Origin of the sequence: Streptomyces sp. LHD-70 (assembly GCF_031157275.1) — a bacterium.
In the GTDB taxonomy this organism is placed as follows: domain Bacteria; phylum Actinomycetota; class Actinomycetes; order Streptomycetales; family Streptomycetaceae; genus Streptomyces.
Genome location: NZ_JAVIFW010000027.1, coordinates 78750 through 90087, shown reverse-complemented (window position 1 = coordinate 90087; position 11338 = coordinate 78750). Strand labels below are relative to the sequence as shown.

The 11338-nt window shown below is 70.4% G+C and carries 12 protein-coding genes; 5 read left to right on the top strand and 7 right to left on the bottom strand.

Going from position 1 to position 11338, the window contains the following annotated elements:
• The first annotated feature begins 99 nt into the window (after positions 1 to 99).
• Positions 100 to 912, top strand: a complete 813-nt coding sequence (locus RCO28_RS35135; RefSeq protein WP_308945420.1) for a hypothetical protein — start codon at positions 100 to 102, stop codon at positions 910 to 912.
• A 143-nt stretch (positions 913 to 1055) separates the two neighbouring features.
• On the top strand, positions 1056 to 1385 hold the full coding sequence (locus RCO28_RS35130) for a rhodanese-like domain-containing protein (RefSeq protein ID WP_308945432.1): 330 nt from the start codon (positions 1056 to 1058) through the stop codon (positions 1383 to 1385).
• 10 nt (positions 1386 to 1395) lie between these two features.
• Here RCO28_RS35130 and RCO28_RS35125 read toward each other — a convergent pair whose 3' ends face one another.
• From RCO28_RS35125 to paaA, 6 genes are all read right to left on the bottom strand, one after another.
• On the bottom strand, positions 1396 to 2535 hold the full coding sequence (locus tag RCO28_RS35125) for an acyl-CoA dehydrogenase family protein (protein ID WP_308945419.1): 1140 nt from the start codon (positions 2533 to 2535) through the stop codon (positions 1396 to 1398).
• Between the two features lie 112 nt (positions 2536 to 2647).
• Positions 2648 to 3709 carry a 1,2-phenylacetyl-CoA epoxidase subunit PaaE gene (paaE, locus tag RCO28_RS35120; RefSeq protein WP_308945431.1) on the bottom strand — a complete coding sequence of 354 codons (1062 nt, stop codon included), beginning with the start codon at positions 3707 to 3709 and terminating at the stop codon, positions 2648 to 2650.
• A 20-nt stretch (positions 3710 to 3729) separates the two neighbouring features.
• Positions 3730 to 4227 carry a 1,2-phenylacetyl-CoA epoxidase subunit PaaD gene (gene paaD, locus RCO28_RS35115; RefSeq protein WP_308945418.1) on the bottom strand — a complete coding sequence of 166 codons (498 nt, stop codon included), beginning with the start codon at positions 4225 to 4227 and terminating at the stop codon, positions 3730 to 3732.
• On the bottom strand, positions 4221 to 5003 hold the full coding sequence (paaC, locus tag RCO28_RS35110; protein ID WP_374991309.1) for a 1,2-phenylacetyl-CoA epoxidase subunit PaaC: 783 nt from the start codon (positions 5001 to 5003) through the stop codon (positions 4221 to 4223). The genes paaD and paaC overlap by 7 nt, the downstream gene beginning before the upstream one ends.
• Before the next feature lie 35 nt (positions 5004 to 5038).
• Positions 5039 to 5329: a 1,2-phenylacetyl-CoA epoxidase subunit PaaB gene (paaB, locus tag RCO28_RS35105; RefSeq protein ID WP_282536851.1), complete on the bottom strand. Its 291-nt coding sequence runs from the start codon at positions 5327 to 5329 to the stop codon at positions 5039 to 5041.
• Complete coding sequence (paaA, locus tag RCO28_RS35100) at positions 5326 to 6333, bottom strand: 1,2-phenylacetyl-CoA epoxidase subunit PaaA (RefSeq protein WP_308945417.1); 1008 nt, start codon at positions 6331 to 6333, stop codon at positions 5326 to 5328. Before paaA ends, paaB begins: the two co-directional genes overlap by 4 nt.
• A gap of 173 nt (positions 6334 to 6506) precedes the next feature.
• Between paaA and RCO28_RS35095 the strand changes: the two genes are divergently transcribed.
• The 3 genes from RCO28_RS35095 (at position 6507) to RCO28_RS35085 (ending at position 9498) form a co-directional block, all read left to right on the top strand.
• Positions 6507 to 7250 carry a DUF5819 family protein gene (locus tag RCO28_RS35095; RefSeq protein ID WP_374991306.1) on the top strand — a complete coding sequence of 248 codons (744 nt, stop codon included), beginning with the start codon at positions 6507 to 6509 and terminating at the stop codon, positions 7248 to 7250.
• Positions 7247 to 8647: an HTTM domain-containing protein gene (locus RCO28_RS35090; protein ID WP_308945416.1), complete on the top strand. Its 1401-nt coding sequence runs from the start codon at positions 7247 to 7249 to the stop codon at positions 8645 to 8647. The genes RCO28_RS35095 and RCO28_RS35090 overlap by 4 nt, the downstream gene beginning before the upstream one ends.
• 77 nt (positions 8648 to 8724) lie before the next feature.
• Positions 8725 to 9498 (top strand): TrmH family RNA methyltransferase, encoded by a 774-nt coding sequence (locus RCO28_RS35085; protein WP_308945415.1) that lies wholly within the window; start codon positions 8725 to 8727, stop codon positions 9496 to 9498.
• 83 nt (positions 9499 to 9581) lie between these two features.
• Here RCO28_RS35085 and paaN read toward each other — a convergent pair whose 3' ends face one another.
• Complete coding sequence (gene paaN / locus RCO28_RS35080) at positions 9582 to 11273, bottom strand: phenylacetic acid degradation protein PaaN (RefSeq protein ID WP_308945414.1); 1692 nt, start codon at positions 11271 to 11273, stop codon at positions 9582 to 9584.
• Positions 11274 to 11338: the final 65 nt, after the last annotated feature.

The following is an 11338-nucleotide window of genomic DNA, read 5'->3' as shown; positions in this document are numbered from 1 at the left end:
GCGGGGACTTCGGGGGGTGGGGTGGGGGAGGGAGGGGGGAGGGGGCCCCGCCCCGAGTGGGGAGTGAAGCCCGCCGCCCCCGGGCCGTACGCTGGGTGCGTGACGAACCCGGAGGACGCGGCGAACCGGCCCGATGACGAGCGGCCCGAGGCCAGGCTCGAGCAGGCGGTGCGGGTTGCCGAGCAGGCATTGATCGAGTTCGAGATCGCGGTGGAGACGTTCCGGGTCGAGGTGGAGAACTTCTCGCGGCTCCATCACCAGAAGCTCGGTCCTATGTATGCGCGGCTCGAGGAGCTGGACGCGCAGATCGCGGAGGCGCGGGCGGCGCGTACCGGGGATGCCGAGGATGTGCGGCGGGCGCAGGAGCTGCGGGCTCGGGTGATGCCGATGCCTGATGTGTCGGAGCTGTTCCAGGAGTGGATGGACTCCGACGGGTTGTCGCCGGAGGCCTCGGCGATGTTGTCCGAGTTGCCGGTTCGGGCTCCGGAGCGGGTTCGTCCGAGTGATGAGGCGCGCAGGCTCTATCGCGAGCTGGTGCGCAAGGCGCATCCCGATCTGGCGCAGGACGACAAGGAGCGGGAGCGGCGCGAGGAGTTCATGGTCCGCGTCAATGCGGCGTACGGCCGGGGTGACGAGGTTCTGCTGACGGAGCTTTCGGCGGAGTGGGCCGCCGGGCCGGTGGCGGAGGCTGATCGGCCGACCAAGAGCGAGGAGCTGTACGCGCGGCTCGAGTGGCTGGCGCAGCGCAAGGAGATGCTGACGCTGGTGGCCCGGGATCTTGAGGAGGGCGCGATCGGTTCGATGCTGCGGATGGCGCCGGGCGATCCGGACCGGCTGCTGGAGGAGATCGCCGAGCAGCTGTTGGCGCAGGTCGCCGAGCGTGAGGCGGAGCTGGGGCGGCTCGTCGGTTGAGGCCGGCTGCGGGGCGGCCTGTCGGCTCGGCTCGTAGGTTCGGCCCGTAAGTTGAGGACCGTGTGCCTGGGCTGTCGACTGCCGAGGTCAGCGTTCGGTGGGTGGGGAAGGTCCGGTAGCGTCGGGGTATGGCTTTCGGATCTGTGCCCACGGTTGATGTCACTGAGCTCGCGGACGGTGACTTTCTGCTCGATGTCCGTGAGGACGCGGAGTGGCAGGCAGGTCACGCGGAGGGTGCGCTGCACATTCCGATGAGTGAGTTCGTGGCCCGGTACGGCGAGTTGACCGACGCGGCGCCGCAGGACGGTCGGGTCCATGTGATCTGCCGGTCGGGCGGGCGCTCCGCGCAGGTGACGATGTATCTCGCGCAGCAGGGCATCGACGCCGTGAACGTGGCCGGTGGCATGGAGGCGTGGGCTGTTTCGGGCCGCCCCGTCGTGGATGCTGAGGGGCAGCCCGGCGCCGTCGTGTGAGGGGCTCGCTTCAGCTGAGGCTGTGGGCGGCGAGGAGGTTGCCCAGGGCTTCCTCGTGGGCTGCCGCGGGGCCGAGTGACAGCTCGAGCTGTTTGGCCCAGGCGTGGTAGCGGTGCAGTGGGTAGTCGGTGTCGGCGCCGAAGCCGCCGTGCAGGTGTTGGGCGGTCTGTACGACGCGTCGTACGCCTTCTGAGGCCCAGATCTTGGCGACTGCCACGTCGCCGGCCGCGGGGAGTGCGCCGTCGGTTGCGGTCGCGATGCGCCAGGCGGCCTGCCAGAGCGTGACTTCCATGGCGCGCAGGTCGATGTAGCGGTCTGCTGCCTGTACGGCTACGGCTTGGAAGGTGGCCACGGGGTGGCCGAACTGTTCGCGTTTGCTGGTGTAGTCGCTGGACATGGCGAGTACGGCTTCGCCGAGGCCGAGGGCGAGTGCGCACGTTCCGGTGGTGAGGAGGGTGCGCAGTGAGTCCCAGGCGCCCTCGGTGTCGATGACGTCGGTGGCGGGGATGCGGGCGGAGTCGAGGTGGAGTTCGCCGAGGCGTTCGCCGTTGGTGGAGTACTGGTCGGCGAGGGTGACGCCGTCCTGGGTGCGGTGGAGGGCGGCCAGTACGGTGCGGCCCTCGGGGGTGTGGGCGGGCACCATGATCAGGTCGGCGTTGTGGGCCCAGGGCACTGCTGTCTGGGTGCCGTCGAGGGTCCAGCTGTGGTCGTTCGGGTCTTGGCGGGCGGTGACGGCGAGTTCGGCGGGGTCGTGTCCGGTGCGGCCGTTGGTGGCGACGGTGAGGACGAGTTCGCCGCGGGCTGTGGCCGGGAGCGTGCGTTGCTTCAACTCGGGGCTGCCGTAGGTCTGTACGGCGTGGGCGGCGGCGCTGTTCTCCAGGAGGGGTACGCGGGCGAGTGTTCTGGCGGATTCGCGCAGGACGAGGCAGAGGGCGATGGCGTCGAGGCCTGCGCCGTTGTGTTCCTCGTCGATGAGCAGGCTCAGCAGGTCGGACTGGGCCAGGTTGTTCCACAGGGTGCGGTCGAAGTCGTCGGCGACGGCTCTGGTGGTGAGGGCGGGGCTGGGTACGGCGTCGGGTGTGGTGGTGGCGAAGACGGCCTTGGCTGCCTCGACGGCTGCTTGTTGTTCTTCGGTGAAGGTGAAGTCCACTGCCTGTCCTCCCCGGCTCCGGTGCAGTCCTTAGGGCCCGGGCGGCGGACCCTGATCTGACGGGTCGTCAAGATAGAACAGGTTCTAGGGGAAGGGAAGGTGTGCGGGACGGTCAACGGTCGAAGTCCAACTCCACCTTCTCCGTGGCCGGGTGGGACTGGCAGGCGAGGACGTAACCGGCCTCCGTCTCCTCGGGTTCGAGGGCGAAGTTGCGGTCCATGCGCACCTCTCCCGAGACCAGGAACGCCCGGCAGGTGCCGCAGACGCCGCCCTTGCAGGCGTACGGTGCGTCCGATCTGTTGCGCAGCACCGTGTCGAGCAGGGCTTCGCCGTCCTGCACGGGCCAGGTGCCGGAGCGGCCGTCGAGCGTCGCGGTCACCGTGCTGTGCGCGGGTGCGGTGGCGGCGGGTGCGGGCGCCGAGGCGCCGTTGTCGACGTGGAAGATCTCCTCGTGGATCCGGCTTCTGCGCACCCCCAGGGAGCGCAGGGCCCGCTCGGTGCCCTGGACCAGGCCGAAGGGGCCGCAGAGGAACCAGCCCGCGATGTCGTCGACGGGCAGCAGTGCGGGCAGCAGATGCGTGAGGCGTTCCTCGTCGAGCCGACCGGTCACCACTCCGGCCTGCTGCTCCTCTCTGGAGAAGACGGTGACGAGCTGGAATCGCGTCGGATAGCGGTCCTTGAGGTCGGCCACCTCCTCCAGGAACATCGTCGAGGCCGCGGTGCGGTCACTGCGTACGAGGCAGAACCGGGCGTTCGGCTCGCGGGCGAGGAGCGTCGAGACGATGGAGAGCACCGGGGTGATGCCGCTGCCGCCGACGATCGCGGCATAGTGCCCGGGCTGTGGCTCCAGGGTGAAGCGCCCGGCGGGCGTCATCACGTCCAGTACGTCGCCGACGGCGATCTCTTTGTGTGCGTACGGGGAGAAGGCGCCGCCTTCGACCATGCGCACCCCGACCCGCAGTTGCCCGGGTCCGTCAGGGTCGAGGGCGGGGGAGCACACGGAGTAGGTGCGCCGGATCTCGGTGCCGTCCGTCTGGCGGCGCAGGGCGAGGTGTTGGCCCGGTGCGAACCGGTATTCGGCGCGGAGTTCGGCCGGTATGTCGAAGGTCAGGGCCACGGCGTCGTCCGTGAGCCGGTCGACGGCCGTGACGCGGAGCGGGTGGAAGCGGGCCAGGGTGCCGGGCTTGCCTGCCATCACAACTCCTTGAAGTGGTCGAAGGGTTCACGGCAGGTGACGCAGCGGCGCAGTGCCTTGCAGGCGGTGGAGGAGAAGCGGCTGAGGAGTTCGGTGTCGGTGGAGCCGCAGTGCGGGCAGTGCACGGCGAGGGTGAGGGCGACGGGGCCGTGGCCGGCGCGGGGTGGGGCGATGCCGGACTCGGCGAGCTTGCGGCGCCCTTCGTCGGTGATGTCGTCCGTGGACCAGGCCGGGGCGAGGACCCGGCGGACGTTGACCTCGGGCATGCCGTGGTCGTGGAGCACCTTCTCTATGTCGGCGGTCATGGTCTCCACGGCGGGGCAGCCGGTGTAGGTGGGGGTCAGCTCCACCTCGACGCTGCCGGGGCCGAGGACACGGACGCCGCGGACCACGCCCAGTTCCGCGAGGGTGATCATGGGCAGTTCGGGGTCGGGGACTGAGCCGGCCAGTTCCCTGAGGCGCTCTTCGAGGCGGGACTCGAGTGGGGTCATCACCATGTCGCCCCCGGGTGGCTGCGGTGCAGGTGCTGCATCTCGGCGAGCATGCGGCCGAAGGGTTCGGTGTGCAGGCCCTGGCGGCCGGCGCCTGCTGTCCAGGCGCCGGAACGCGGGGTCTCGGGGAGTGTCAGCGTCGCGCCGCGCAGGGTCTCGCTGATGGAGTGTTCCCAACTCGCCTCAAGAGCCGTCCAGTTGATGCCGTGGCTGGTGGTGAGCCCGTCGACGGGTTGGAACATCTCGCCGGTGTACCGCCACAGTGCGTCCACCGCGCGCTGCATGCGGGTGTGGCTCTCTGCCGTGCCGTCGCCGAGGCGGAGGGTCCACTGCTCGGCGTGGTCGCGGTGGTAGTCGACTTCCTTGACCGCCTTGGCCGCGAGGGCGGTGAAGGGGCCTTCGGAGCGGGCCAGCTCCGCGTAGAGGAAGGCTTGGTAGGTGGAGAAGTACAGCTGGCGCGCGATGGTGTGCGCGAAGTCGCCGTTTGGCTGCTCGACGAGTTGGAGGTTGCGGAAGGCGCGTTCCTCGCGGAGGTAGGCGAGTTCGTCCTCGTCTCCCACCTGGGAGAGCAGGATGCGGGCCTGGCCGAGCAGGTCGAGGGCGATGTTGGCCAGGGCGACCTCCTCTTCGAGTACGGGTGCGTTGCCGGCCCACTCCCCCAGCCGGTGGGAGAGCACCAGTGCGTCGTCGCCCAGGGCGAGGGCGGCCGCGGTGATCGCCGGGTCGGTGCCGGTGGTGCCGCTCGCGGTTTCGGGGCGGCCGGTGCCGGTGGCTGCGGTCACGGGTGCTTCTGTCCGGTCGGTGCCGGTGGGCGCGGTCACAGGTGCTTCACTCCTTCCGGGATCTCGTAGAACGTCGGGTGGCGGTACGGCTTGTCGCCCGCGGGCTCGAAGAACGAGTCCTTCTCGTCGGGCGACGAGGCGGTGATCGCGGCGGAGGGCACGACCCAGAGGGAGACGCCTTCGTTGCGGCGGGTGTAGAGGTCGCGGGCGTTGCGCAGGGCCATCTCCGCGTCCGGGGCGTGCAGGCTGCCGGCGTGGGTGTGGGAGAGGCCGCGGCGGGAGCGGACGAAGACTTCCCAGAGCGGCCAGTCGGTCGATTCGGTCATGCCGTCGCCTCCCCGTGGAGTGGTGCCGTGGCTGCCGCGGGGGCTGCGCCGGCCTGAGCGGTGTGCCGTGCCGTGTCGTGCTTGGCCGCGTACGCCGCGGCGGCTTCGCGGACCCAGGCGCCTTCGTCGTGTGCGCGCTTGCGCTGGGTGATGCGCTGTTCGTTGCAGGGGCCGTTGCCCTTGAGGACCTCGCGGAACTCGGTCCAGTCGATGGGGCCGAAGTCGTAGTGCCCCCGGTCCTCGTTCCACTTCAACTCCGGGTCGGGGAGCGTCAGTCCGAGGGTTTCGGCCTGGGGGACGCAGATGTCCACGAAGCGCTGGCGGAGATCGTCGTTGGAGTGGCGCTTGATCTTCCAGGCCATGGACTGCGCGGAGTGCGCCGATTCGTCGTCGGGCGGGCCGAACATCATCAGCGACGGCCACCACCAGCGGTTCACGGCGTCCTGCGCCATCTCGTGCTGCCCCGGGGTGCCGCGGCTGAGGGCGAGCAGCGATTCGTACCCCTGGCGCTGGTGGAAGGACTCCTCCTTGCAGATACGGACCATCGCGCGGGCATACGGGCCGTATGAGCAGCGGCAGAGGGGGACCTGGTTCGTGATCGCGGCGCCGTCCACCAGCCAGCCGATCGCACCGACGTCGGCCCAGGTCAGCGTCGGGTAGTTGAAGATCGATGAGTACTTCTGGCGGCCGGAGTGCAGTTTGTCGAGCAGCTCGTCCCGGCCGGTGCCGAGGGTCTCCGCGGCGCTGTACAGATACAGGCCATGGCCGGCTTCGTCCTGGACCTTGGCGATCAGGATGGCCTTGCGGCGCAGGGAAGGGGCGCGGGTGATCCAGTTCGCCTCGGGCTGCATGCCGATGATCTCGGAGTGGGCGTGCTGGGCGATCTGCCGGACGAGCGTCGCCCGATAGGCGTCGGGCATCCAGTCCCTCGGCTCGATGCGCTCGTCCGCGGCGACCGCGGCGTCGAACGCCGTGGTCCGGTCCTGCGCGGTCACCGTCTCCATGCCAGGCCCCCTTTTTCCTGCGTCCCTGTGCGTGGCGGGTGGGCCGCCACCTTGATCAATCTACCGACCGATCGTTCGGTCCGTCGATTTCAATGGTGGGACCGGCGGCCATACGGTGTCAACCCTGTGGATAACCTCAGGGCCGCTGTGCGTGGCCACCTCGGCTGAGTACCGTGCCGAGGGCGAATCAGCGGGCGGGGACGGGAGCGGGCGCGATGGACGGGTACGAGCAGGGCCGCGGCGCCGGTGGACGGCCGCCGCCCGGACCCCGCGTCGGCATCGCCGCGCTCTCACCGCCGTACCAGGTCGCCGCGGCCCTCGTCCTCGCCATCGTCGCGCTCGTGACCTGCGTGCACCTCGCGATGGTCTTTCTGCACGTGGCCCCGCCCAACACGGTGTCCAAGCAGCACGGCCAGGCCGTCGACGACTGGGTCTATCCCGAGTTCGAGCAGAACTGGAAGCTGTTCGCCCCCAACCCGCTGCAGCAGAACATCGCCGTCGAGGCCAGGGCCAAGTTCCGTACCGAGGACGGCGGCATCCGGCACACCGAGTGGCACGGGCTCTCCGCCCAGGACGGCGCGGCCATCGACGGCAACCTGGTGCCCAGCCACACCCAGCAGAACCAGCTGCGCCGCGCCTGGGACTACTACACGTCCACGCACGACACCCGGAACCGGCCGAACGGCATGCGCGGCGAACTCTCCGAGGAGTACCTGCGCCGGATCGCGGTGCTCCGCATCGGCCGCGAGGAGCCGGCGCAGTCCAGCGACAACTTCCTGAGCGTGCAGGTCAGGTCGGTGACCACCAATGTGCAGCCGCCCTCGTGGAGCGGCGAGAAGCTCGACCCGAAACCTGTGATCCGCCTGCTGCCGTGGTGGAACGTCACGTCCCAGGACATGGAGGTACGTGACCGGTGAACCGCCTCCACCGCCCGCCCACAGCGCTCTCCCGTGGCCTCGAACAGATCACGTCCGCCGCGCTCGGCCCGCACCAGACGGCCGTGATCCGGATCGGGTTCTCCGCGACCTGGCTGTTCTTCCTGCTGCGCGAACTCCCCCACCGGCATGAGCTGTACGGGCCGCAGGGCCCCTGGAGCTGGGAGCTCGCGCACCGGCTGATCCTCGACAACCAGGCCTTCACGGCACTGATGTGGACCGACAGCCGCGTCTGGTTCGAGTGCGTCTACGGTCTGGCGATCGTCTCGAGCGTGCTGCTGATGCTCGGCTGGCGCACGCGCACGATGTCCGTGCTGTTCATGGTCACCGCGCTGTCGTTGCTCAACCGCAGTGTGTTCGTGGGGGACGGCGGGGACAACGTCATCCACCTCATGGCGATGTACCTGGTCCTGACGCGCTGCGGCCAGGTCTGGTCGCTCGACGCGCGCCGGGCAGCTCGTAGGGCACGCGCGCGTGCGGACGGTACGGAAGAGGGGCGTGCGGACGGTACGGCACACGAGCATGTGGACGCCACGGCACGCGCGCGTGCGGACGGTTTTCCCGAGCCAGGCCAGGAGAGGGGGAGCGCGGCGGCGGATCCCGACCGGGTCGGGCCCGTGCTGTGGTGGATTCTGGGGCTCTCCCTCTCGCTGGTGACGTTCCTCGGGCACCTCGGCTGGGGATGGGCGCTGATCCTCTGGACGCTCTGGTCGGCGCACGGCCTGTGGTGGCTGCTCGGCCGCTGGGCCCCCGGCTCGCAGCCGCAAGCCTTGTGCGACGTCGTCGGCAACCTCCTGCACAACGCCGCCCTGTTCGTGATCATGGTCGAGGCCTGCCTGATCTACGCGACGGCCGGCTGGTACAAGGTCCAGGGCAGTCGCTGGCAGGACGGCACCGCCGTCTACTACCCGCTGCACCTCGACTACTTCTCGCCCTGGCCCGCCCTCTCCCAGCTGCTCTCCACGCACGGCACCGCGATCATGCTGATCACCTACGGCACGGTCATCGTGCAGGTCGCGTTCCCATTCACGCTCTTCAACCGACGCGTCAAGAACGTCCTGCTCGCGGCCATGATGATCGAGCACGCCGTGATCGCCGTCCTGCTCGGACTGCCCTTCTTCTCGCTCGCGATGATCGCGGTCGACGCGGTCTTCCTGCCCACCACGTTCCTGCGCCGCATCGGAAAACGGGCCGCACGCGCGCGTAGTGCCCTGTCCACCCGCACGCGCGGCGTGCCCGGCCAGTGGGGCAGTACGGGCACGGCTACGGGTACGGGTCGGGACGAGGCGTACGGGACGGGGGCACCGCAGACCGTCCCGTCGGATGCGGAACAGCCACCGGGCGACCCGCCCCAGGTGGACGTCTCCCCGCGCCCTTGAGGCGCCCCGAGTCCTGAACGGAGCGCTCTCCCGGCGCGCGGACGGTCCCCCTCATAGGCCCACGTAGGCTGCACGGCATGAGTGGTGCGGAGGACGTGGACGGGGCTGTGCGCCGCTGGCGGGTGCTGAGCGAAACGGCCGTCCTGCTCGACGGGTTCCACGCCCTCAAGCACGCCCTGCGGTTCGGCGCCACCGTGCCGGCCGTACTGACCAGCGGCAAGGACGCCGCCCTGGCGCTCGCCGACGAGCTGGCCCCCGATGTCCGCGCCCGCATCGCCGAGCTGGCCCTGGAGGTACCGGCCGAGGCCCTGCGCGGGCTCGTGCCGCGGGCGCACCCCACCGGAGTCGCCGCGCTCGCGGTGCGCCCCGACCGGCAGGCCCAGCTCGCCGTGCTCGCACAGGAGCGGCGGCCGGCACCCTCCGTGGTCCTCGACAACCCGCGCAACCTCGGCAACGCGGGCGCCGTCATCCGCCTGGCCGCCGGATTCGGCGCCACCGGAGTCGTCACGACGGGCTCCCTCGACCCCTGGCACCCGACGGTCGTCCGAGGCGCGGCGGGGCTGCACTACGCGACGGCCGTCGAGCGCCTCCAGGTCGACGAACTGCCCGCCGGGCCGCTCTACGCGCTGGACCCCGAGGGCAAGGACATCCGCTCGGTCACCCTGCCCGACGACGCACTGCTCGCCTTCGGCTCGGAGCGTTCAGGCCTCTCTGCCGAACTGAGGGAGCGCGCCGACGAACTCATCGCCCTGCCGATGCGCCCCCAGGTGTCCAGCTACAACCTGGCCACCAGCGTGGGCATGACGCTCTTCCACTGGTCGACGACCTCCGGCCGGCCCGCCCCCATGTGACGACCACCCGGCCGAGGCCGCGGTCGCCTCGGGGCGGCCGCACTGGCCGGGCGGCCGGAGCGGTCATCACCACGCGCGTGTGCTCACGCCTCCCGGCGGACCTCCACCACACGGAAGCGGTTGGAAACGAACGCGCCGTCGCACAGTGCCGCGTTCGCCGCCGGGTTGCCGCCCGAGCCGTGGAAGTCGGAGAAGGCCGCCGTCTGGTTGACGTACACCCCGCCCGTGAGGTTGAGGGACAGCTGGGCGCACTCCTCCAGGCAGACCTCCTCGACCTGGTGCTCGAACTCCTGCGACGTGGAGTACGCGCCGACCGTCATCGCGCCCTTGTCGCGCACCGTGCGCCGCAGCAGCTCCACCGCGTCCGCCGGGGATTCGACGGCCACCGCGAAGGAGACCGGGCCGAAGCACTCGTCCAGGAAGACGGATTCCGCGTCCGGCTTGGTGCCGTCCAGCTTGACCATGAGCGGGCTGCGCACCACGGCTCCCGGGAACTCGGGGTTGCTGATCTCCCGGCTGGCCAGGGCCACTTCACCGTGACCGGCAGCAGCCTCGAGGCGTGCTTTCACATCCGGGTTGACCAGGGCACCGAGCAGGGCGTTCGCGCGGGCGTCGTCCCCGAGCAGGGCGTCGACCGCGCCCGCGAGGTCGGTGACCACCTCGTCGTACGACTTGGGGCCCTGGTCGGTCGTGATGCCGTCGCGCGGGATGAGGAGGTTCTGCGGCGTCGTGCACATCTGGCCGCTGTACAGCGACAGGGAGAACGCGAGGTTCGACAGCATGCCCTTGTAGTCACCGGTCGACTCGATGACGACCGTGTTGACGCCGGCCTTCTCCGTGTAGACCTGCGCCTGGCGGGCGTTGGTCTCCAGCCAGTCACCGAAGGACGTCGAGCCCGTGTAGTCGATGATGCGGACCTCGGGGCGCACGGCCAGGGTCTTGGCGATGCCCTCGCCGGGCTGCTCGGCGGCCAGCGCCACCAGGTTGGGGTCGAACCCCGTTTCCGCGAGCACCTCACGGGCGACCTGGACGGTGAGCGCGAGCGGCAGCACCGCGCGCGGGTGCGGCTTGACCAGGACCGGGTTTCCGGTGGCGAGGGAGGCGAACAGGCCCGGGTATCCGTTCCACGTCGGGAAGGTGTTGCAGCCGACCAGGAGGGCGATGCCGCGCGGGACGGGCGTGAACTGCTTGCGCAGGTTCAGCGGGTCGCGCTTGCCCTGCGGCTTGCTCCAGTCCGCTGCGTCCGGGGTGCGGGTCTGTTCCACGTACGCGTACGCCACGGCTTCGAGGCCGCGGTCCTGGGCGTGCGGGCCGCCCGCCTGGAACGCCATCATGAAGGCCTGGCCGCTGGTGTGCATGACCGCGTGCGCGAACTCGTGCGTGCGGGCGCTGATGCGGGACAGGATCTCCAGGCACACCACCGCGCGGGTCTCGGCGCCCGCGTCCCGCCAGGCCGGCAGCGCGGCGCGCATCGCGGGCAGCAGCACATCGGGGTCGGCGTGCGGATACTCCACGCCCAACTCGATGCCGTAGGGCGAGACTTCGCCGCTCACCCAGCCGTCGGTGCCCGGCTGGTCGAGGTCGAGGCGGGTGCTCATGACCGCGTCGAAGGCCGCCTTGCCCCCGGCCGCGTCCAGCGAGCCGTTCTCGCCGTAGGCCTTCGGGTGCTCGGGGTGGGGGGACCAGAACGCACGCGTGCGGATGGTTTCCAGGGCCTGGTCGAGGGTGGGCCGGTGCTTCTCGATGAGCTGTTGCGCGGTTACTGCGGCGGCCATGAGGGACAACTCCTCGTCGAGCTGGGCTGGAACAGGAGGACAGAGTTAGAGTAACCGAACGATCG

Coding starts and splice junctions, on each gene's coding strand:
- paaD (WP_308945418.1), bottom strand. CDS start 4,227: ATGGTGATGACCCCACTCGAGTCCCGCCTCGAAGAGCGCCTCAGGGAA.
- paaB (WP_282536851.1), bottom strand. CDS start 5,329: ATGACCGAATCGACCGACTGGCCGCTCTGGGAAGTCTTCGTCCGCTCC.
- paaA (WP_308945417.1), bottom strand. CDS start 6,333: ATGGAGACGGTGACCGCGCAGGACCGGACCACGGCGTTCGACGCCGCG.
- RCO28_RS35085 (WP_308945415.1), top strand. CDS start 8,725: ATGAGTGGTGCGGAGGACGTGGACGGGGCTGTGCGCCGCTGGCGGGTG.
- paaN (WP_308945414.1), bottom strand. CDS start 11,273: ATGGCCGCCGCAGTAACCGCGCAACAGCTCATCGAGAAGCACCGGCCC.